Origin of the sequence: Pseudoalteromonas luteoviolacea CPMOR-1, from assembly GCF_001625685.1 — a bacterium.
Taxonomy (GTDB): domain Bacteria; phylum Pseudomonadota; class Gammaproteobacteria; order Enterobacterales; family Alteromonadaceae; genus Pseudoalteromonas; species Pseudoalteromonas luteoviolacea_K.
On the sequence record NZ_AUYC01000073.1, the window covers coordinates 1 to 20,788 of the forward strand.

Sequence of the window (20,788 nt, forward strand, 5' to 3'; positions counted from 1 at the left end):
GCCGTAAAAGCAAGGACACAATACAGCAGGCTTGTGCTCCTTCGTCGCCAATTTTAGCCTGCTATTTTGTGCCGTTTACGGCAAGCGTTATGTACCTGAGGGAGTGTAGACGTGATATCTGACTTCACATTTAAAAAAGATGGCGTAATCGGTAGTTGGCTAGGAAGTGCTGATGGTACTGACGAAACCGTTAAGCTGCAATTTTACTCCGATTATTCAGGTACGTTAATTAGAGAATGGACTGAGAATGACGGTTCCATTGTGAAACAGACTTATTTCTCTTCTTCCAACTCAATAATCCAAAGTTCTGGTTTACTGATTTGTGATTTTGAAAATGAGAAGAAAGTGACAAAAATCAAAGTATCTCTTTTCCCATTTATCTTTGGTAATAGACAAAAAGGAATGGATGGTTCTATGTATATGTTTCAAAATGGTATTAAATGCTTTTGTTTGCGCGTTTCCTTTGAAAGTTCAGAGCAAATCGGTACATAACAAGGCAATTATGGATGGGACGTCTAAAGCTTGGCTGACGCTCATTCTTCGCTAATTTTAGCCAAGCTTAATACGCCCCATATTGAGGCGTTATGTTTTTATGAGAATACTGTCCGGATTTTTACTAATTTTGAGCTTCAATAGCTTTGCTTGTGAGTTGACGGCTGAGTACAGGAGTTTGCGCTCGGAAGTGACTAAGCAAATTCGTGAACCGTATAATTCGTGCATCAAATCAACAAGAGCACATTTCTATTATAAAGCCGTGGCCAAATGTAAAGAGGAAGGACGAGGTGAAAACATTGGTGGTGGGTGCTATCACATTGTTGGTTACGAGCAAACGCATGATGAAAAAGAGCTTGAGCACTGTAAAATACTGAAGCCAACTATTGAGCAAAGCAAGGAACATCTAAAATTAGTTGCTAAGAAAAAGGGCATAAAAAAGTGTTCAAATTAGCTCAAAACATAACAAGTCAAGTCTGTGGGACTTTTACTCGCTGCGCTCCTAAAAGCCCCAGCTTGAAGCGTTGTGAGCGACTTTATCTGGCACATAGCTGCCCCTCATCTCTAACACGTTTATGTCCAAAAACGAGCTAGAACGACAGTTTGCTTTTCGCTCATAGCAGACCTAATCAACAGTACGATTTGATCGAATGAATAAGTTAAAAATGTCAGCTCAGATATGAGCTACTACAAATAAGTTTCAGAAACTAAAGCGTTTTACCTTTGTTTGCCACATTGAGTGCTTGAAAAAATGCATAAGCATCAAATTCAGTGCTTTGAGATAACTGAGTCATTGAATTTACCAGCTCGCTTGGTAAGTGTGTTTGTATGCCATTTAAAAACGTTGCCACAGAAGCCGGTTTACCTGACTCTATCTGTCGATTAAAACTCAGCCATGCATCAAATATATCGAGTTGCTTGTCGTTTTTTACAAGGGCGTGATTGATTTCGTTTATAAGTACAAGTCCGCAATTATAATGTAATCGCGAGTTCGATTTTACAGCGCGGATGTAGTTTGGCTCTTGTTTTAACCCTTCAAGACAGTGACGCTGTGCGGTCACTATTTTTTTAGATAACAAGCCGGTATTGTTTGCCACTTTTGCAGACGCGATCCCAGCCAAAAATTCAGCAGCACCCTCATGAAGCCATGCCTCTGATGGGTTTTCAATATCAGCCCCTTGTTTTTGATAAAGGTGTGCTACCTCATGGGCAAAAAACCAAAAAATGGACTCACTATTCACTTTTTTAATGGCTTTTTCTCCATACCAATGCAGGAAAATTTGATTGGATAAGGTGCCACCTTGATGGCCATATCCACCGTCATCGGTTTCACTAAATGAAGCGAATAAAGCGGGTCGATAATCTAGTATCCCCATTTTGTCTGCAAAAAAGTTCATCAGTTTAGGCAAGTCTTTTTCAATGTGCTTCTTTAAGGTTGGGGGTAATCGGCCATCAATTAAACTGACAAAGTGGGTATCTTGAATTGGCGCTTCATGTCCAACGTAGACTTTTTGACCACTGTCTTTGCCTATCCACTGCACGTTGTTTTTATGTACTTTGCCTTCAACAATAATATGATTGCCAGGCGCTTTGATTGTGAGTGGCCATGCGTTGGCATTGTCATCACAGGTTGATGCACAAGCAAAAAATCGTCCTGAATGAAGCAACATGCCATCCTCTGAAAATGGCGAGAATGGCGCATATTCCTTTGGTAATGGGGTATAGGTTGGTGTGAGTCTTATTTTGACCTCAGTGAATAAGCGTCCATCTTTTCTGGAGATACTTTCTTTTGCATGTTCTTTGTTAAAAGTTATCTCATAGTTAGAGTCGTCGGGCTGCCATCTTTTCACTCTTGAATTATTGGGTGTCCTATTGAATACCAGCTTATTTACTGGTGTATCAGCCTGATAGGTCACAGTCCACGTATTATCTCGATGCTTTTCGATGCGAGTCTGCACTTCGGCACCAAATAGTACTGTGGGCAATAGAGAAAGTATAAATACTATGCATTGTTTAAGCACTGCGACGGTTCCTTCATTCTATTTATTCAATGATGTGGTTTTCATAGCTGTATTTTGATGTTTTTAGGAAACAATTAAGGGTAATGAGTGTATGATAAACTAACCCTGAATATTATAGACAGTTTTCTGATTTCCTTAAATGTAAACCTTCACTATAAGGCAGAGTAAGTGGACCTCTATTTACTGGCTGCTTAGTCACCTTCAATTGCGATGGTCATTGGTGTAGCACAGTGCTGTATAAATTTACCAAGAGATTTTGCGTATGGGCTCAGGCCTAAAGCATCATTAATTACATTGGTGTGTTCCTTGAGCGGGATATCTTGAATGGCAATTGACATATACTACTTCCATAATTTTTATATGGATATTATATGTTTAAAGTCTATGTGTCAGCCGTGATTTTTCATTATTTATTTTAGGTATATGCATATTTTTGGCAAATTATTCTTATCAAGATCAAGTTAATTTTGAGTGTGTGAGTAATGCACATATTTAAAGTGGCTTATGATCGTGCCATATAATAAGGCAAGAGGCTGAAGCCGCGAGTTATATTATTGATCTAGCGCTATATTCTCAAAAAAGTAAAGTGTATTGCTATCTACCATTAATTTTGCAGTATCTAAGTTTTTTCGTTAAAGCGTGCCGTCTGTTGACCATGTCGCAAAGTCATCATCATTAAATACGGCTAAGCGACTATTGTATCTCTTGTATGAGATCTAACACCAATGATTTACTGACGGGGGCTATCCCATGTGCATCCGTGTTTCCCAACCTGATGTTAATACTGTTTGCTCCAAAGTTTGCCCCGCAATGAGTAATCGAAAATTATCGTCTTGGACCAGATCAGTGTGCTCCTGTAATACCTGTTTAATCTTTGTCTATGTCGGCGCTGAGTAAAACTATTAACTATGGTTGTGGCTTGCTCAGTACCAGTACAACGCCAGCTATCATTAAAACTAACCCTGTAAGCTTTTTTAAATCTAGCGCAAACTGTTTCACACCAAAAAAGCCAAAATGGTCAATGATCGTCATTGCAACTAGCTGGCCGAGTAATACAAAGGTAATGGCGTTGGCAATGCCAAACTTTGGGGCAACCCAAGTTATGGTCAAAATATAAAACATTACAAAGCACCCACCTAAGTAAAAATACCAAGGTGTACCCGCCACGAACAGTGTTTTTGGCACACCGCTACTGGTAAATAAATAGATAAGGGCGATGCAAAGCCCAACAAATAATAAAATCGTTGCAGCAAGGGGCGTGTTTTGTAATTTATTTCCTAAGCCGCCATTTAAAGCGGCCATAACGGGGATCCCAAGGCCAGCAATGAACATAATCAGACCATAAAGAACGAGGCTATGTGTATTTTGCAGCATGTTACACGCCTAATGTTTTGTGATAAGGCACGGATGTACTTTTGGAGTCTAACTCATGGGCCATTCTTATCTTAATATGAGACATATTCATTCCTTTTGTAAGCAAAATAGCTCATTGATTATTACCTGTGCATGTCGGATTTTCAACTTATCAAATCTATATTTGGTTGCTTGTTTTTTGTGTGAATATTGTCAGTTTTGAACGACGCCCAACGCATATTGTGATTACAAAGTGAGACGTGTTATGTCCTTCAAAGCGATGTGTTTCAGATTGTTGCACATAAAGGTATAACGTATTGAACAGAGATTTAATACTGTAAATTAGCTTTAAGTTAATCAGTTTTGCTTCGTCTTTAAAGAGGGAGGTATGTAATTTATTATCACAACTCATTTTTGGAGGTGACTCGTCTTTTTTGATAAGTAAGTTTAAATATAAAAGTATCAAATTTTATGTGTGGTGATATATTTTGGTATAAATATATTCATACGCTAGGTCAGGTTTATAATCTTCAGTATGAATGTTGTTTAAATAACGATGAAACATAATTAAAAGGAAATTTTTGAATGAGTAAAACAACGTATAAGGCATTGGCTGTGGCGCTAAGCGCAGGCTTGTTATCTCACTGTGTGCAGGCGGCACCTGTGCTGAATAAAACAACTTACGAGTTTAATTCAGGTCTGCAAATACAAGAAGAGTTTGATATATTTGGCAATGGTCATGTTAGTGATCCAAATTACTCAAACAACGAACTGAGAATCCAATTGAATGCAGATAAAGCCTATAATCAAATTGGCTTTTACGATCAAGTGCGTACTGTCTATGGTCAGGCTGTAGCGTATAATATTTTAGATAGACGTTGGATTGAGTTTAAAGGCAAGCTCTTATACTATGCGTCGGTTTCGGATGGAACAAACAAGATAGAAACCATCCCATTTCGCATAATTAACCCTGCAGGCGAAACATCTGAATGGGGTGTGGTTCGCGTAAGTCTTGATGAGGCATTTAATATCGAGTATGACTACTACCCAAGCGATGATAGTGGGCAGACTTCGGTTAATCAAGCTATGACAATCAATGTGAAAGACAACGATGCAAACGTACCATATTATTTTGGTGTCGAAGTCTATGCGTGGGCTAAAAATGGTCGTGTGACAGTAAATGACGATCACACCATTACCTATACACCCAAAGCGGGTTTTGTAGGACAAGATTCGTTTAGATATCGAATTAAAGGCAATAATTTATATGATGTTACTAGCGCACCTGCGACCGTAACCATTGATGTAAAGTAAGCCGAGTGCTTTTAAAAAGCACGGGTATTGCCTGTGCTTTTTAATTTCCATTTAACTCCTTTGATTGCCATGTTAACGCCTTTTTCTTTTTTTCTTATGATTGTTATGTACATTTATTTGCTCACATTCGCATATATCCAATGCGCACGTGAGCAAGGTCTTGGTGCTGTTATTAACAGCATTTGGGTATTTGCGACAGTACTCACGCAAAGTTCATACAAATAACAAAAACGAGAAGCAGGCATGGTGAAAAAAGCAATTATTATTGGCGCGACATCAGGGATTGGGAGGGCACTTGCGCTTAAAATGGCGCGACAAGGTTATGTGTTGGGGATGACGGGCCGACGAGAAGCGCTGCTGTCTTCATTACAGCAATCTATATCGAGTGACACGTACACCTGTGTGATGGACATTACCAAACCATATGATGCGGCTGAAAAGTTGGAGCAATTGATAGATAACATGGAAGGGGTCGATACAGTAATTATTAATTCGGGAACGGGTCATTGTGATCCCGAATTCCCACTGCATGGTGAGCTGGATACTATTGCTGTGAATGTGACAGGGTTCACCGCAATTGCAAATGCAGCCTATCGTTATTTTGCTAAGCAAGGGCATGGACACATCGCTGCAACTTCTTCGATCATGGCTCTGCGCGGTGGACCTTGCCCAGCCTATAATGCCTCCAAAGCATACATGTCTAATTACTTAGAGGGTCTATATTGCCGTGCCCACAAAGCTGGGGTAAATATTACCGTAACAGACATTCGTCCTGGCTTTGTTGATACGCAAATGGCCAAAGGCGATGGCATTTTTTGGCTAGCGTCAGTGGAGAAAGCCGCTGTGCAAATCCTGTGTGCTGTAGAGCAAAAAAAGCGGGTGGTATACATTACAAAGCGCTGGCGATTAATTGCTATTTTGATGCAAGTTTTACCGTTTAGGGCCTTTGTGAGGTTGATGCTGGGGAAAAGTGTTAAGCGTAATTAAGAAAACAGTGTTACCTATTTGTTGTGGGTCTGATTTAGTAATGCTGCCTTAATCTTGCATTGGATATTAAGAAATACGTTAGATCAGCTTGTCAATCTTTGATAAATGACTAAGATCCAGCGTTTGAAATATTTTTAAACCGAGCCGCTGAGCAGAAGATGCCAAAATCGAGAACCAGTCAGTTGATATACACTGTCGCATTAAATAGAGCTTTTTTATTATTCCCGTTGGTTTTGATCTGCATGTTAGTGACCAATATCACCGTAGAAGATTTACGTTTTTTATTTGGGCATATGGATGAACACGGATATCAAAATATCATTGATAATGAAGCAACCATTACCATTTTACTGATTGGGTTTGGTGCTGTCATGGATGGTCGAAAAATTCTCTCAAAACGCGCTTGGGACAGTAAGCAAGATCCGACTTTGGAGCAGCACAAATTATTGAATGAGACCTCTGAGTACTACGGGTTTATGCTCATTGTCATCGGTATTTCAATTGAGATTGTTGATCAGCTGGCAAGCTATATGCGAAATTTCCAGGTTGAGCTACTGATGTTTGAGGCGTGGTTTAGCATCGTATTAAATATCGTTGCGATTGGCGTGATGCTAAAAGCTGCGTATAAAATTGCAGTCATAGACAAGCAAGCACACCAGTTGTAACTGATAAGTGGTGTCTAGTCATCGAGTAAGTATGTTAGGCCATCGATTTTACTTGTGCTAAAGAATGCTTGCTGTTGCCAAATTGGATTGAGTACTTGCTTGTCGGTGGCGATCACCCAAACAATATTGGCAAACTGCGCGGCTTTAAACCCGTAAATTATGGTTTCAGGAAATATCTCGGTCAGTACATCTGATAGCATGCTAATTTGTGCGCGATCGGTAAATACCGTGTTCAATGCTATCCACCCATTTTTGGTGGTTAAGTGTTTGAGGTTTGAATAAAATTGCGGCTCAAAAATAAAGGGCAGTAGTGTTTCTGAATCGAAAATATCAACCAGTATTAAGTCAAAAGGTGTGGCGTGGGTGTGTTGTGCGACATAGTCGTAGGCATCTTTGCAATGTACCTTGCTATTAATTTCTTCGGGATTAAAAAACTGTCTGTATAAGTCAATAATGTGTTGGCTTTTTTCTACTGTCTCAATGTCTGCTTGAGGGTATTTATCACTGAGGAAGCGCAATAACCCGCCGCCACCTAACCCGATATCGAGTATTCGATTCGCTGTGGTGCACTCATAGGTCACAATGACCATAAATAGCATATGCGGAAATACCAAACTGCTTGGCTCTGAGATGGACATGGCAGATTGCATGACGCCGTCAATGTTAAACCAACGTAGCGTGTCATTTTCCATCACTTGGATCTTTCTGCCGTTTTCCTCTATCTCTAATAGGGTCGCAGGGGTGTTGATTGGTATGTCACTCATAAGACCAGAAGTTTTAAAACCGAGACTGTTAAGTTTAGCGTTATATTTTACTTTTTGTAATATAAATCAGATAGATTGCATTGGATATAGCGTAAAAAGAAGTCATATCGGCGCAGTCATATCTGTGTTGATCTTTTACGCAAAACCAGTCACACTCGACAGGTCGATAGCAAGAATAAAAAAAATGTCATTTCGCTTTTTTACCCTTTTTATTATTACCATCATTGCATTCATGAATTCGAATGTGCACGCAAATGCCATCAGGTTTGTTGCAGAAGATTTACCGCCATATCACTATTTAAATGCACATGGGCAACCTGATGGAGTGTTAGTTGACATTGCCAAGGCACTAAAAGCGCACAGCGGCTTACAAGCTAAGTTTGACATACTGCCGATGGCCAGAGCGCATTATGAGCTGCAAACAAAATCTGATGTGGTGATGTTAGCCTGGTTAAAAACCCCCAGCCGCGCTTTAAACTATCAATTTTTAGGCAGCATGTGCCAGAGCTCAGCATCGTTAATAGGTCTAAAAACAAACTCCGTATCTTTGGAGTCACTTGAGCAGGCTAAAAAGTATCGTGTGAGTACTATTCGGGGGTATTACAGTGAGTATTACTTGAAAGAAGCTGGCTTCTCGGAGGAGCACGACCTTGTTTTAGCATCGCATTATAAAAGTATGTGGCACATGTTATATCGAGGCCGAACAGACTTTATTTTAACAAATACGAGAACGTTGCAGCGCGAATTAGATGAGCTAGGGCTAGATCCGGCATTACTAGAAAACAAATTGACCCTTTATGATTTCCCTTCAGAGCTGCACCTTGCAGCAAATTTACAGTTTTCTAAAGCGCAGGCAAAAAAATTACGAGAGTCACTTGCCGCGATTAAGGCGTCAGGACGCTACGATGAAATTGTTCGTAAATGGCAACTACTCGACTAGTCTCATCTTAGGGACTGATATATAAAGATTAATCTGCACAGGCTGACTTCGTTGACTACACTTTATTAACAAGCTCAACGTTAGGAAACGGTCGAAGCGTGACTAAATTTGGAGAGTTACAGCTAGAAACTGTAATAGACAGCGTCATAGATGGGATCTTTATGACCAATTTGCAGGGAGAAATTCTCAGCTTTAATATGTCAGCGACGCAAATTTTTGGCTACAGCAAAGAAGAAGTATTAGGGAAAAACATTGCTCTTCTTATTCCTAAATCTGAGCAAGGTAAATACTTTAAATATTTACACAATGTAACCGACGAAAAAATCGCGCTTCTGTACAGGAAGCCATGTCGCACAGGGATAGAGCTGCTTGCCCTTAAAAAAGATGCGAGCGAATTTCCTCTCGAGCTGTCCATTAGTGTATTGCCTGCGGATGAAGTGGTTCTATGCACTGTCAGGGATATCTCGGAGCGTAAGCAGGCTGACCTTTCAATCAAGTCGTATGTCGAGCACATTGAGACCATTATGGATACGGTGTTAGATGGTCTTATTACGATTGATATGAAAGGGGTGATCCACGGTTTTAACACAGCTGCTGAAAATATTTTTGGTTATCGGGCTAGAGATGTGATTGGGCGCAATGTCAAAATGTTAATGCCTGAGCCATATCAATCTGAGCACGATTCTTACCTCAAAAATTACCACACCACGGGAGATAAAAAAATTATCGGGGTTGGGCGAGAGATCACTGGCAGGCGCAGCAGTGGGCATTTGTTTCCACTAGAGCTGGGTGTCAATGAGATGACTGTACAAGGTAAAACCATGTTTGTGGGAACAGTACGAGACATATCTGAACGAAAAGCCGCCGAATCAGCCATCGATTCTTACATCAGAAAACTCCAGATCAGTAACTCTGAGCTTGATCAATTTGCCTACATTGCATCTCACGATTTAAAAGAACCGTTAAGGGGGCTTGCCAACAATGCGCTTTTTTTAGAGGAGGATCATGCCGATTCACTGGGAAAAGAGGGGCTACGTAGGATATCAAGAATTCGTTTTTTATGTACAAGAATGGAAAAGCTGGTCGACAGCTTATTGTATTACTCGCGATTGGGTAGGCAAGATTTAGCCATTGAAGAAGTGGATTTAAATGCGTTAATTGACAATGTCGCAGAGCTGACTTTACCTGAAGAAACCACGCAAAGTGTCGATTTGCTGATCCCTTCGCCATTGCCAAGTATTACCTGCGATAAGCCGCGCGTATCTGAGCTATTTCGTAATCTCATTTCTAACGCGGTTAAATATAACCAGTCCGCACGTAAACAAATAGAAATTGGGGTGAAAGCGGCTATGAATCCTCATACTCAGGTGTTGGAGCCGCAAGTTTTTTATGTCAAAGACAATGGTATTGGGATAGATACCTGCTTTTTTGAAGATATTTTTAGAATTTTCAAACGACTCAACGAAGAGGATGACGCAGTTCGTGGCACAGGCGTAGGTCTAACGTTTGTTAAAAAGATTATTGAAAGGCACAGTGGACATATTTGGGTCGAATCGGAAGTTGGCCAAGGCAGTTGTTTTAACTTTACCTTAAAGCTAGGAGACTGAATGATGGATAAAGACTTAGGTTTGATCTTGCTGGTGGATGACAATCCAGATGATTTTGAGGCAATACTGAGAAGTTTGCGAAAAAGCCACTTTATGAATCCAATTCAATGGTGTCAATCAGGCCAAGATGCAAAAGACTATTTATATAAAAGCGGAAAGTACAGCACCCATGAGCATTTAAAACGGCCGGTATTGGCATTGGTTGATTTAAACATGCCAGGCTTGGATGGTAGGCAACTTTTGAGAGAGCTCAAAGCGGATCCCAACATGTGCTCAATCCCAATTGTGGTATTAACAACGTCGAGTGACCCTCAGGATATCGAATCTTGTTATGCCTTGGGGGCAGCGTCTTACATTCAAAAACCCGTTGAATTTGATGATTTAGCAAACGCCTTTAAAGTCCTCAAAGACTACTGGTTTAAAGTTGCATTATTGCCTTCTATCGATGGATATGATTAACCGTCGTAATCGTCAAATTTTTCATGTGGTTATCTATATCATGTTACAAATTTATAATGGCTTCTAGCTAGATCAGATATGCCTTTGGCAGCATAATGAGTACGTTATTATCTAGAGGCTGATATGATCCAATTAAAAGATGTCGTATTTTCCAGAGTCGATGGTGAGGCTCAAAGGCGCATAATTGATAAGGTGTCTTTGACTATCCAAGGTGCACAACAGGTCGCATTAGTTGGGGATAGTGGTTCAGGGAAAACCACGCTACTAAATTTACTCGCGGGGCTATTGGTACCAGACAGTGGTGAAATTAAAGTCAATGGTACCGTCATATCCGAATTTGATGAAAACCAATTGGCGCACTACCGACGCCAAATCGGTGTGATATTCCAGCATTATCAATTATTAGAAGCGCTCAATATTGCTGATAACATCACTTTTCAAGCACGTCTAAATGGCATTCAAGTGACAAAATCGGCGCTAATGGCGCTTGCAACTCGGCTTGGTATTGCACATAAATTGTCAGCTTTTCCCAGTGAACTCAGCGGGGGAGAGCAGCAGCGCGTAGGCATAGCCAGAGCCATAATCAATCAGCCAAAAGTAATCTTAGCGGATGAACCTACCGGTAACCTTGATAGTGAACGCAGTCAAGAAGTGCTAGAACTGCTTCAAGCCTTATGTAAAGAGCATGAGATTAACCTAATTATGGTCACGCACAGTGAAAGGCTGGCTGTGCAATTTGAAAGGCAAATAAGATTAAAAAGCGGACAGCTGCATGACGGAGTTTAAGTTAATCTTCTTTGCTTTTTGGCAGTTTTATGCGCGGCATAAAGGCCTGCTGGTTTTATTTGTACTTGGCTTTAGCCTAGGCACCGCCTTGATCAGTGCCATTTTTGGCCTTAACTTGGAGGCCTCCGAACGGTATTCAAATAGCAGTGCCCTGTTAGAAGTACCAGTGACCCATTTTATCAAACCGACACTGGGTACTGAGCGCTTACCTGTTACTGTTAGGCAGCAGCTTTCATGGCAAACCGAGACACAGTTTGAATCGGTGCTTGAAGGTCGAGTACAACTTGAAAGTGGTAAATGGCTCAATATTAAAGGGGTGAATTTATTACACTGGATTTCGCAATCAGCGTCGAGCAAAAAAAATAGCAGTGATATAGAGCCAGATAGCCAAGTAGGTCTGCTATTTGATACGGTTTATTTGGACCCCAGGTTACTCGCTCGGCTGGATAGTAATCCACTTACTTTAAATGGTATGAGCTATGCTGTGTCGCCCATGGAAGGTTTGGGCTTTCAAGCACTGATGGATATTAGCTTGGCGGACAAACTGCTTAATGCGCAAGGTGAGGTGAGCTACCTTGAAGTATTTGATTTAAGTGAAGCCGATGAACTTGCACTGATTGACGTATTAAAAGGCCAAGCCAGAGTTGAGCGAGCAGGTGATCAAGCATTTGACACTCTGTCTGGGCCGTTTTTCTTTAACTTACAGGCCTTGGCGCTACTCGGCTACATCGTTGGAGCCTTTTTAAGTTTTAATGCCATCAAATTGGCCTTTGCCTCTCGGGCAGCTCAACTCAAGCAGCTATATTTATTAGGTTGCCAGCCAATTAAACTAAAGCAAGCCATGTTCTTAGAATTAGGCACCTTAGGGCTGTTATGTGCTTATTTTGGCGCGCTACTTGGCGTGACGCTTGCCAATATGCTAGTGGTTGATGTGACTCAAGTGCTTCGCAGTTTCTATCAATTGGATAGAAGTTTGACTGTTGAGCTAGATTGGACCATGGTGGCATTAGGATTTGCGCTCAATACGGCTGTTTTGTCGATCTTTTTCTTATCGAATCGTTTGTCTAAGGTGATAAAGCATAAGTTGGTTTTTTGGTTGTGCTTAGCTGCGCTTTGTGTTGGCGCTGTATTACTTGCTTTGCTGGCGCAAAGTAAGCTGGTGGCCTTACTGCTTTGCGCGGTGATATTGCTGATTTTCTTTTGTATCACGCCGGGTATTATCTCTCAGGTATTCTCCTGTCAGTGGCCGACGAACTCTGTACTGGTTTTATGGCTCAAAGCCGATAGTCAGGGTCAGATTAAATCGTTGTTGAGCGCCGTGCTCGCGACATTAATGGCTATGGGCGCAGCCATAGGTATGTTGGTGATGGTGAAAAGTTTTAGCCAGACCTTGGATGGCCATTTAGAAAATCGTCTCAGTGCCGACCTTTATGTGCGCCCAGCGGTCGTGTCGAGCAGCATGCATCATACCCTTGAACAAATGGCAGAGATCGAACGCGTCGGGGTTTATTGGCAAGCTCGCAGTGAGGTTATTCGTGAACAAGATGCAGTACCTATAAAACTGCTTAGTTTTGGACGCGATGCGCATTTGCACCAGCAGGTGAAATTACTGGGCGGGAAAGCAGTCACAAGTGACCACTTGTACAGTAAAACTGGCGCTATCGCCCCGTGCTTAGTGAATGAACCTGGGTGGCGAATATATGGTTTAGATGTCGCTCAGGTTGTGCAAGTTCAGCAGGGCAATAAGCAGTTCAGTTGCCAAATTACGGGCATTTTTTACGATTACGGAGAGCAAGAGGCAACACTACTTACCACAACCGGTGTGATTGAAAGCAGTGACTTTAATTATCAAGCGTTTGGTTTTTCTTTGACCTTAGCGCCTGATGTAGATATCAACGATATGACCAAGTACTTGGTAGAAGAGCTGTCCATAGACAGCACTCAAATAAGCATTAATAAAGTATTTAAACAGTACGCAAAACAGCTGTTTGATAATACTTTTAGTGTTACTCACGCCCTAAACCTGTTCATCATGTTGATTGCGCTATTTGGCGTATGGGTGAGCTTTTTAACACTGGGTAGACAGCAGCTTCAGCAAATGGCGACATTACAGACTTTAGGTGTAACGCGAGCGCAGTTATTGGCAGCTAAACTAGCCCAAACCTTAATTATATTACTTGTCACCATCGCCTTGGCGATACCATTGGGTATTCTTTTAGGGTGGGTATTGTTGACATACGTGATGCCACTGGCATTTGGTTGGAGCATGGCCATGGTACTTGATTGGTGGGGGATATTGGCTTTTTGTTTAGTGGTGCTGGTACTTGCCTTGGTAGTAGGAACATTGCCAATGTTACGGCTATTAAAGCGAAATATTGCAGACAGTGTGGCCCAGTTGTAGAGAGGCGAATGAAAATAAAAACGATAGTTCAATTATGTGTGTGGCTCTGTATCACCAGCTTATTGCAAGGGTGTAGCGAACCTGCTCAAAAGGCAGCATCAACACATCCATTTTCAATGCAAAGTGGTGACCCAGTGAGTGCAGGCACGATATTAACTTTTCCAGAAGATCATGGCGCACATCCTGAGCAGGGGATCGAGTGGTGGTACGTCACTGCAAATCTACAAAGCGATAGCGGTCAAAATTTTGGTGTGCAGTGGACCTTATTTCGTGTCAGCCGACCTGAATTTTCTGCAGACCCGACAGGACCTTGGTGGGATGGGCAATTTTATTTTGCGCATTTTGCAGTGCAAACCGACACACAACATATCGCTTTTGAAAAATCAGGACGTGCATCGGATGTGATTATCCAAGCATCGCCTTTTGAGGCAAGGCTGAAAAACTGGTCGATGCAAAGTACTGAGGGCACCTTTTTGCCGTTGAGTTTAAATGCCAGCCAAGATGGTTACCGTGTTGCGCTTAAAATGGATAATAGCCCCAGAGTACTGCATGGCGAACACGGTTTTAGCCAAAAAACGCAAGATGGCCATGCGTCTATGTATTACAGCTATCCATTTTTAGAGGTGAGTGGCGAGCTCGTTTTTGATCATAAAGTGCATACTGTGTCGGGTCGAGCTTGGTTAGATAGGGAGTGGTCCGCTGCCTTTATTAACCCGAATCAAACTGGGTGGGATTGGTTTAGCTTGCAGGGCGAGGACCCTGAAGATGGTGGCTTGATGGCATTTTGTATTCATGCTGCGGGTAAAGGGTATGAATACTGTAGTGCAACCTCGATTGATCCCGATGGCAAGACACGTGCATTTGGCAACGAGCAAGTTGGGCTGGTAGCAACCAAGCGTGTAGAGTTGGAAGGGGTGACTTACCCAATTGCTTGGCAACTCTCTGTAGATGGTTTTGAACCTATTGAAATAAAAGCAGTAAATATAGATTCGAGAAATAAACTAAGCATACCTTATTGGGAAGGCCGTGTGACGAGTTCTGGTGGTTACCGTGGTGTAGGGTATGGTGAGCTGGTCGGGTATTAATTTAATATGAGCGATAGTGCAACTCACAATTTAGTTTGACTAACATCATTAAAAAGCGTGTTTTAGCCTAAAAAATTGCATATTGTGGGGATTTTTTCTCGCGATGTTGACGCCTAGGGATTATCATGCCCACAAAGAAACTTATATAGGCAGTAAAGTATGTCGTGCCCTCCATGTCCAAAATGTAATTCTGAGTATGTATATCAAGATCAAAGCCAGTTGATCTGCCCTGAATGTGCATATGAGTGGGACCCGTCAGAAGTCGAAGAAGATGATACGCCGCAAGTTAAAGATGCCAACGGCACCTTGCTTGTGGATGGTGATAAAGTCACTGTGGTGAAAGATCTTAAAATTAAAGGGAGTTCACAAGTGATTAAGATTGGCACCAAAGCGTTGGTGAGACGTGTTTTAGACAAAAAAGACCACGAACTTGATTGCAAAGTAGATGGTGTGGGCGAAATGATGGTCACAGCAAAGTTTGTGAAAAAAGCCTAACATTATTATTAAAGAGCGCAAGCTTTGCGCTCTTTACACAGTTTATAAGTTGTTATTCTTATCACTTGGCTGCTTAAGTGGTAATTTACTGTTCACCACAGACAAATGCCCCGAATTTCTTTGCTCATCTTCAAGTAACTGCTTTACTTTTTGCTCTGTCATGGGCTGATAAAACAAATACCCTTGCAGATAATGGATATTTAGCTCGTTACAAGCTGAGGTTTGTGGCGCGGTTTCTACGCCTTCGGCAACCATTTTAAAGTCAAGTTTAGAGAGCATGTAAGCCAACCCTTTGAGCATATCATGGTTAGTCGAGTCCGGGTGTGAGATGCTTTGAATGATTGAGCGGTCAATTTTAACCATTTTGATAGGTGATTTCAGTAAATGGGGAAGTGATGAAAAGCCCGTGCCAAAATCGTCTAGTGCTAGATTTACCCCATGTTCTGATAGTGTCGTTAAAGTTTCATTGATGATGGAACAATCTTGTAATAAGGCTGACTCTGTGAGCTCTAGGATCAATTTATTTGCTGGAATATTCAGTTGGCTGAGCGCGTCAATCACCATGTAGGAAAAGCCGCCAGTGGCCAGTTGATTAGCAGAGACATTTATCGCCAGTTTAAAGTCATAATGGCTTGCTTTAAGCATATCCGCAAATTGTCCAAGGGCTGACTCTAGCACCCATTTACCGATTGACTGGATCAGATCAGTTTCTTCCGCAATAGGAATAAACTCATTTGGCAATTGCGTTGTATGTGCAAATGGCCAGCGGATCAAAGCTTCTATGATCTCTATTTTTTCTGTTTTACTGTTGATGATGGGCTGGTAGTTAAGTTGAAAGTCTTGATTAAATGCGGCTTGCCTGAGCTCAGATTCTACCTTGTATTTGAGTAAAAACGTCTCTTGTACGTTATCCTGAAAAATCTCGATATGCTCGCCATTTTGACGTTTGGCGCGATACATAGCGATATCAGCAAGTTTAATTAAATCCAGTGCATGCTCTGCGTTAATGGGAGCTAAAGCAATGCCAACACTTGCGGTACAGTGAATGGCATGCCCATCTAACTCAAAAGGGATTTCAAACGTACTTAAAATGCGCTTAGCAATGACTTTGGCTTGTGAAATACTCGTTAGCTCGCCACAGGCAAAAGCAAATTCGTCACCTCCTAAGCGTGCCAATAACTCATTTTCTCTTAATATCTCTTTGATTCTACCCGCAACGGCTATCAGTAGGCGGTCGCCAGCATCATGGCCAAAATGGTCATTAATGTGTTTAAACTTATCCAAGTCGAGCATCATCACCGCGACGATTTCGTCATTTCTTCTTGTACGGGCAAGCAGCAGGCGATTTAATACTTCTTCAAAGTGAAAGCGGTTATGCAGCCCTGTAAGGGTATCCTTTTCGGCTAAATCTTTAATGTGTTGATAGCTATCATGGAGCTGTTGCTCAAGCTCATGGCGTTTTCTCGCTTGTAAAATAGAGCGTGCAAGTTGTGAGCTGGTGATCTCATGCTTGAGTAAAAAGTCTTGCGCCCCAGCGTTAATGCAATCTAATACGAGTTGATGGTCATAAAGATTACTGATCATCACAATGGCGGTATGCTTAAGGTGGTTATCACCGCGTAGTTCAATGATGGCTTCAACACCATTGACCAGCGGCATATTAAAATCCAATAAAATGACATCAAACTGCATGTCTTGGATTAATTGATAGGCTTCTACTAGGCTATTGGCCTCAACAATATCGTAATGCTGTTGCTCGCCAGAGAGTGTCTTGATGACGGTTTTTCTATCGATTGCATCATCATCAACGACGAGTAGCTTAGTATAAGTCATAAATATCTTTTCCCTGTTCAGTCCTTAACCAAATACAAACCCGTATAAATTACTATACTCACACTTAACTCTAGACTAAGGCTTATATAATTGTAGGTTTTAGCTTAATTTAGGAATAAAAAATTCCTAAAAATGAGTTTGCTGGGCTACGAACTTGAATAGTTGTCTTTTTTATATACAAACCTTGTCCTAATGTGTATGAATATTGGGTAAATAAGTGCAATTGGTAATAAATAAAGGATCAAAAAAAGATGGAATACATCATTGCCGTGGCATTATTCGCTATTTCTACTTCAATTACACCGGGACCCAATAACATCATGGTGATGACCAGTGGGGTTAACTTTGGTGTTAAAAAGACCTTGCCGCTGTTATCAGGTATTTGCGTTGGTTTTAGCGTCATGCTGATGGTGGTTGGGCTTGGATTTGGTCAGATATTTACGCTCTTCCCGAGTCTACATTTCATTATCAAGTGTGTTGGTGTGCTTTATTTGTTGTACTTAGCATGGTTAATTGCCCGCACCGCGGCTGGTGAAATGGAGCATAAAGCGCAAAGACCCATGACGTTTATCAATGGTGCGTTATTTCAATGGGTAAACGCAAAGGCGTGGGTTGTTGCAACTGGTGCCATTGCTGCTTTTACAACGGTGGGCGAAGGGTATGTAGTGCAAAATGTCACCATTGCATTGGTTTTCCTGGTGGCTGCATTTCCTTGCGTTGGTAGTTGGCTATTATGTGGCACAGCCCTAAAGCGCGTGTTCACCCAAGGTAAAGCAAGGCAAGTATTTAATTATGCCATGGCAGGGTTGCTGGTCTTATCGGTTGTGCCTGTGATTGTTGAAGTAGTTATACAAGTGGAGAAGCGCGTTGTATGAGTGTTGATGTTACCGTGATACATGGCGATTTGTTGGAGCAAAAAGTGGATGCCATAGTAAATAGCTGGAATCGCAATATCATTCCTTGGTGGTTATTGCTTCCGCAAGGCGTATCTGGTGCGATTAAGCGAAAAGCGGGGACTATGCCTTTCAAAGAGGTTGCAAAATTTGGCGCTATTCCCCTTGGTGAAGCCAGGCTGACCTCTGCTGGCAGCTTGGACTATAAAGGCATTATTCATGTCGCAGGTATTAATTTATGCTGGTTTGCTACGCAGTACTCAGTGACACAGTCTGTGAAAAGTGCAATCGCACTTGCAGAACAGCAAGGCTATAAGCACATTGCGATGCCTTTGATTGGTGCAGGTTCTGGTAACCGCTCTACAAGATGGTCTTATCAATGTATTATGAATACACTCGAACAGTTAGATAGCCCAGTTGCTGTGAAACTGGTTAAATTTACCGCAGATTAAGTTTGACTCTTGGCATAACATCCCGTTTTTAATATGCTTTTTGTAGTTTATCATTTTACTCTCACCTATACTGAGTGTTTCAAATTTTAAGCAAATTGACAGCTTGTACACTGGAGGCCTTTTGAATATTGTCATCATAGAAGATGAACCTGCAATTGCGGATACATTAACACATGTACTTGAGATGGATGGTTTTAATGTCGTTTGGTTCAATACTGCGGGGGCTGGCCTTACCCACCTACAAACTAACCAATCGGATTTATTAATTCTAGATGTAGGCTTGCCTGATTGTAATGGCTTTGAACTATGTAAACAGATCCGTGAGTTTTCGGCACTGCCCATTATATTTCTAACTGCCCGCGCTGACGAAATTGACCGGGTGGTAGGGTTAGAGATTGGGGGCGATGATTATGTCACTAAACCATTTAGCCCAAGAGAGATGCTCGCCCGAGTAAAGCTCAGACTTAAGCCTCATCAAACATCATTGCCTGCAGCGGAAAAGAAATTATCCAGCGGCTTAGTATCTGAAAACTTCGATTTTTATAAAGATGGTGTTGGACTTGGTTTAACTGCGCTGGAGTTTAGGGTGCTGGATGCATTGGTACAGTCGTCACCGCGTATATTGAGCCGTCAACAATTGATGGATTTTGCCCAGATGCCAGCAGAAGAGGCATATGAACGTAATGTAGATTCTCATATCAAAGCAATTCGCAACAAGCTTAAAACAGTTGATATGAGCGAACATCTCAAAACCAAGCGTGGATTTGGGTATTACTTCGAATACTTGGGGTCATGATGCAGCGGTGGCCTAAAATCCCACTGGGGATCAGATTGTTTCTCCTCTATTTTATTATCGTGATCATGACGACTTACTTTGTGAGTTCGACACTTATCAAAGAAATTAAGCCAACAGTTAGACAGACCACAGAAGAAACCTTGGTAGATATGGCGAATTTGCTCGCTGTACTGGTTGCGGATGATTTGGCAAATGACGCACTGCAAAACAGTAAAATAGCCGATTTACTTCAGCAGTTTGGTAATCGCAGTGTAGATGCTGCAATTTGGGGCGTGGATAAAAAGTCGATGACCCACCGAATATACGTCACTGACAGCAATGGGATAGTCGTGGCGGATTCATGGCAACAAGATATTGGTAGTGACTTTTCTAGGTGGAACGATGTATACCTGACTTTGCGAGGTGAATACGGGGCGCGATCAACTGCCACCGACCCCAATGACCCACTTTCAACGGTGATGCATGTGGCTGCTCCGGTTATACATCAAGGCAAAACCATTGGCAGCTTGACAGTTGCTAAGGCAAATCGCTCTGTTCAACCATTTATAGACTTGTCTAAGCAGCGAGTTTTTAATTGGCTCGGGATAATGAGTGTGATGGTATTGCTGGTTGGCGCTGTAGTGGCTTGGCGGATTAACTCCGCACTGAAAAAACTGTCTGTCTATGCGTATAAAATGGGACAAGGCGAAAAGGCAAGCAAGCCGACATTCAGAGTATTTTATGAATATGCACAGCTCAGTGATGCGCTCTCGGACATGCGAAACCAGTTAGATGGCAAAGATTATGTCGCTACGTATGTTGAAACCTTAACTCACGAACTTAAGAGCCCGCTGTCGGGGATCAAAGGCGCCAGTGAATTACTCCAAATGCCCCTCGAAGAAGATAAGCGCCAGCGATTTGCAAGCAACATTGAGCGCGAGTCTGCGCGTATGCAATCTTTAATTGATAAATTATTGGTGTTGGCAAAGCTTGAAAAGCAACCGGAACTTGAGCAAACCAGTGATATTCAAAGTCGTGATTTAGTCAATTACGTTGCAGATACAGTGAGCATTAAACTAGAGCAAAAATCAGTGAAATATCAGTTGGATGACAGCCAAAGTATTGCCCTTGTGGGCGATGAGTTTTTACTGCGCCAAGCGTTATTGAACCTGTTTGACAATGCGTTAGATTTTATTATCGAGGGCGGTGAACTCAGAGTGCGCATTGAGCAGCGAGACAAGCATTGCTGCTTTGTGATTTTTAACCAAGGCGAACAAATACCCGACTATGCACTACCTCGTTTAACAGAGCGGTTTTATTCACTGCCAAGAGCCAATGGCAATAAAAGCACGGGGCTTGGGCTGAATTTTGTTGAACAAGTGGCTAAGCTACACTTTGGCTATTTAAATGTTCGCAATCAGCCAGAGGGCGTTGAAGTCACACTCGCGATTAAATCTCCATAAACA

21 protein-coding genes are annotated in these 20,788 nt (G+C 41.8%); 16 read left to right on the forward strand and 5 right to left on the reverse strand.

The genetic code is table 11. The features are described 5' to 3' along the window. Positions 1–111 precede the first annotated feature (111 nt). Together N473_RS22305 and N473_RS22310 are read left to right on the forward strand one after the other, a co-directional pair. Positions 112–492 (forward strand): hypothetical protein, encoded by a 381-nt coding sequence (locus N473_RS22305; protein WP_063369858.1) that lies wholly within the window; start codon positions 112–114, stop codon positions 490–492. A gap of 100 nt (positions 493–592) precedes the next feature. After that, the gene (locus tag N473_RS22310; RefSeq protein WP_063369859.1) at positions 593–946 is read left to right on the forward strand and encodes a hypothetical protein; all 354 of its coding nucleotides are present in this window, start codon (positions 593–595) and stop codon (positions 944–946) included. 253 nt (positions 947–1,199) lie between these two features. Here N473_RS22310 and N473_RS22315 read toward each other — a convergent pair whose 3' ends face one another. The 3 genes from N473_RS22315 to N473_RS22320 all read right to left on the reverse strand — a co-directional run bounded on the left by N473_RS22315 (position 1,200) and on the right by N473_RS22320 (position 3,887). Then, positions 1,200–2,450 carry a hypothetical protein gene (locus N473_RS22315; RefSeq protein ID WP_155735709.1) on the reverse strand — a complete coding sequence of 417 codons (1,251 nt, stop codon included), beginning with the start codon at positions 2,448–2,450 and terminating at the stop codon, positions 1,200–1,202. Positions 2,451–2,704: 254 nt separating this feature from the next. Next, positions 2,705–2,851, reverse strand: coding sequence for a hypothetical protein (locus N473_RS26380; RefSeq protein ID WP_155735710.1), 147 nt, complete (start codon positions 2,849–2,851; stop codon positions 2,705–2,707). Positions 2,852–3,419: 568 nt separating this feature from the next. Next, on the reverse strand, positions 3,420–3,887 hold the full coding sequence (locus N473_RS22320; RefSeq protein ID WP_063369861.1) for a DMT family transporter: 468 nt from the start codon (positions 3,885–3,887) through the stop codon (positions 3,420–3,422). Between the two features lie 564 nt (positions 3,888–4,451). On the opposite strand from N473_RS22320, the gene N473_RS22325 reads away from it, so the two are divergent. The 3 genes from N473_RS22325 (at position 4,452) to N473_RS22340 (ending at position 6,832) form a co-directional block, all read left to right on the forward strand. Beyond that, on the forward strand, positions 4,452–5,180 hold the full coding sequence (locus N473_RS22325; RefSeq protein ID WP_063369862.1) for an Ig-like domain-containing protein: 729 nt from the start codon (positions 4,452–4,454) through the stop codon (positions 5,178–5,180). A 243-nt stretch (positions 5,181–5,423) separates the two neighbouring features. Then, positions 5,424–6,167, forward strand: a complete 744-nt coding sequence (locus tag N473_RS22335) for an SDR family NAD(P)-dependent oxidoreductase (protein ID WP_196766459.1) — start codon at positions 5,424–5,426, stop codon at positions 6,165–6,167. Positions 6,168–6,325: 158 nt separating this feature from the next. Next, a complete protein-coding gene (locus tag N473_RS22340) occupies positions 6,326–6,832 on the forward strand; it encodes a hypothetical protein (protein WP_155735711.1) in 507 nt (168 codons plus the stop codon). A 14-nt stretch (positions 6,833–6,846) separates the two neighbouring features. Here the strand turns inward: N473_RS22340 and N473_RS22345 are convergent, their stop codons facing one another. Next, a complete protein-coding gene (locus N473_RS22345) occupies positions 6,847–7,596 on the reverse strand; it encodes a spermidine synthase (RefSeq protein ID WP_155735712.1) in 750 nt (249 codons plus the stop codon). Positions 7,597–7,780: 184 nt separating this feature from the next. Between N473_RS22345 and N473_RS22350 the strand changes: the two genes are divergently transcribed. The 7 genes from N473_RS22350 (at position 7,781) to N473_RS22380 (ending at position 15,369) form a co-directional block, all read left to right on the forward strand. After that, positions 7,781–8,536, forward strand: coding sequence for a substrate-binding periplasmic protein (locus N473_RS22350; protein WP_081221367.1), 756 nt, complete (start codon positions 7,781–7,783; stop codon positions 8,534–8,536). 98 nt (positions 8,537–8,634) lie between these two features. Further along, a complete protein-coding gene (locus N473_RS22355; RefSeq protein WP_063369866.1) occupies positions 8,635–10,143 on the forward strand; it encodes a PAS domain S-box protein in 1,509 nt (502 codons plus the stop codon). Next, positions 10,144–10,602 (forward strand): response regulator, encoded by a 459-nt coding sequence (locus tag N473_RS22360; protein ID WP_063369867.1) that lies wholly within the window; start codon positions 10,144–10,146, stop codon positions 10,600–10,602. Between the two features lie 123 nt (positions 10,603–10,725). Then, positions 10,726–11,388 carry an ABC transporter ATP-binding protein gene (locus N473_RS22365; RefSeq protein ID WP_063369868.1) on the forward strand — a complete coding sequence of 221 codons (663 nt, stop codon included), beginning with the start codon at positions 10,726–10,728 and terminating at the stop codon, positions 11,386–11,388. Further along, positions 11,375–13,789 carry an ABC transporter permease gene (locus N473_RS22370; protein WP_063369869.1) on the forward strand — a complete coding sequence of 805 codons (2,415 nt, stop codon included), beginning with the start codon at positions 11,375–11,377 and terminating at the stop codon, positions 13,787–13,789. The genes N473_RS22365 and N473_RS22370 overlap by 14 nt, the downstream gene beginning before the upstream one ends. Positions 13,790–13,797: 8 nt before the next feature. After that, positions 13,798–14,874 (forward strand): lipocalin-like domain-containing protein, encoded by a 1,077-nt coding sequence (locus N473_RS22375; RefSeq protein ID WP_155735713.1) that lies wholly within the window; start codon positions 13,798–13,800, stop codon positions 14,872–14,874. Positions 14,875–15,033: 159 nt separating this feature from the next. Next, positions 15,034–15,369 (forward strand): zinc ribbon domain-containing protein YjdM, encoded by a 336-nt coding sequence (locus N473_RS22380; RefSeq protein ID WP_046357933.1) that lies wholly within the window; start codon positions 15,034–15,036, stop codon positions 15,367–15,369. Between the two features lie 42 nt (positions 15,370–15,411). On the opposite strand, the gene N473_RS22385 is transcribed toward N473_RS22380, so the two are convergent. Continuing rightward, on the reverse strand, positions 15,412–17,202 hold the full coding sequence (locus N473_RS22385; protein WP_063369870.1) for a putative bifunctional diguanylate cyclase/phosphodiesterase: 1,791 nt from the start codon (positions 17,200–17,202) through the stop codon (positions 15,412–15,414). A gap of 251 nt (positions 17,203–17,453) precedes the next feature. Between N473_RS22385 and N473_RS22390 the strand changes: the two genes are divergently transcribed. The 4 genes from N473_RS22390 to creC all read left to right on the forward strand — a co-directional run bounded on the left by N473_RS22390 (position 17,454) and on the right by creC (position 20,785). After that, complete coding sequence (locus N473_RS22390) at positions 17,454–18,077, forward strand: LysE family translocator (protein ID WP_063369871.1); 624 nt, start codon at positions 17,454–17,456, stop codon at positions 18,075–18,077. Continuing rightward, complete coding sequence (locus N473_RS22395) at positions 18,074–18,547, forward strand: macro domain-containing protein (RefSeq protein ID WP_063369872.1); 474 nt, start codon at positions 18,074–18,076, stop codon at positions 18,545–18,547. The genes N473_RS22390 and N473_RS22395 overlap by 4 nt, the downstream gene beginning before the upstream one ends. 121 nt (positions 18,548–18,668) lie before the next feature. Continuing rightward, positions 18,669–19,343: a response regulator gene (locus N473_RS22400; RefSeq protein WP_063369873.1), complete on the forward strand. Its 675-nt coding sequence runs from the start codon at positions 18,669–18,671 to the stop codon at positions 19,341–19,343. After that, positions 19,340–20,785: a two-component system sensor histidine kinase CreC gene (gene creC / locus N473_RS22405; protein WP_196766460.1), complete on the forward strand. Its 1,446-nt coding sequence runs from the start codon at positions 19,340–19,342 to the stop codon at positions 20,783–20,785. The genes N473_RS22400 and creC overlap by 4 nt, the downstream gene beginning before the upstream one ends. Positions 20,786–20,788: the final 3 nt, after the last annotated feature.

What these genes read in the sequence shown, in the direction of transcription:
- N473_RS22395 (WP_063369872.1), top strand. Translation starts at nt 18,074, where the DNA reads ATGAGTGTTGATGTTACCGTGATACATGGCGATTTGTTGGAGCAAAAA.
- N473_RS22345 (WP_155735712.1), bottom strand. Translation starts at nt 7,596, where the DNA reads ATGAGTGACATACCAATCAACACCCCTGCGACCCTATTAGAGATAGAG.
- N473_RS22320 (WP_063369861.1), bottom strand. Translation starts at nt 3,887, where the DNA reads ATGCTGCAAAATACACATAGCCTCGTTCTTTATGGTCTGATTATGTTC.
- N473_RS22365 (WP_063369868.1), top strand. Translation starts at nt 10,726, where the DNA reads ATGATCCAATTAAAAGATGTCGTATTTTCCAGAGTCGATGGTGAGGCT.
- N473_RS26380 (WP_155735710.1), bottom strand. Translation starts at nt 2,851, where the DNA reads ATGTCAATTGCCATTCAAGATATCCCGCTCAAGGAACACACCAATGTA.
- N473_RS22350 (WP_081221367.1), top strand. Translation starts at nt 7,781, where the DNA reads ATGTCATTTCGCTTTTTTACCCTTTTTATTATTACCATCATTGCATTC.
- N473_RS22390 (WP_063369871.1), top strand. Translation starts at nt 17,454, where the DNA reads ATGGAATACATCATTGCCGTGGCATTATTCGCTATTTCTACTTCAATT.
- N473_RS22325 (WP_063369862.1), top strand. Translation starts at nt 4,452, where the DNA reads ATGAGTAAAACAACGTATAAGGCATTGGCTGTGGCGCTAAGCGCAGGC.
- N473_RS22370 (WP_063369869.1), top strand. Translation starts at nt 11,375, where the DNA reads ATGACGGAGTTTAAGTTAATCTTCTTTGCTTTTTGGCAGTTTTATGCG.
- creC (WP_196766460.1), top strand. Translation starts at nt 19,340, where the DNA reads ATGATGCAGCGGTGGCCTAAAATCCCACTGGGGATCAGATTGTTTCTC.
- N473_RS22360 (WP_063369867.1), top strand. Translation starts at nt 10,144, where the DNA reads ATGATGGATAAAGACTTAGGTTTGATCTTGCTGGTGGATGACAATCCA.
- N473_RS22310 (WP_063369859.1), top strand. Translation starts at nt 593, where the DNA reads ATGAGAATACTGTCCGGATTTTTACTAATTTTGAGCTTCAATAGCTTT.
- N473_RS22335 (WP_196766459.1), top strand. Translation starts at nt 5,424, where the DNA reads ATGGTGAAAAAAGCAATTATTATTGGCGCGACATCAGGGATTGGGAGG.
- N473_RS22380 (WP_046357933.1), top strand. Translation starts at nt 15,034, where the DNA reads ATGTCGTGCCCTCCATGTCCAAAATGTAATTCTGAGTATGTATATCAA.
- N473_RS22340 (WP_155735711.1), top strand. Translation starts at nt 6,326, where the DNA reads ATGCCAAAATCGAGAACCAGTCAGTTGATATACACTGTCGCATTAAAT.
- N473_RS22385 (WP_063369870.1), bottom strand. Translation starts at nt 17,202, where the DNA reads ATGACTTATACTAAGCTACTCGTCGTTGATGATGATGCAATCGATAGA.
- N473_RS22375 (WP_155735713.1), top strand. Translation starts at nt 13,798, where the DNA reads ATGAAAATAAAAACGATAGTTCAATTATGTGTGTGGCTCTGTATCACC.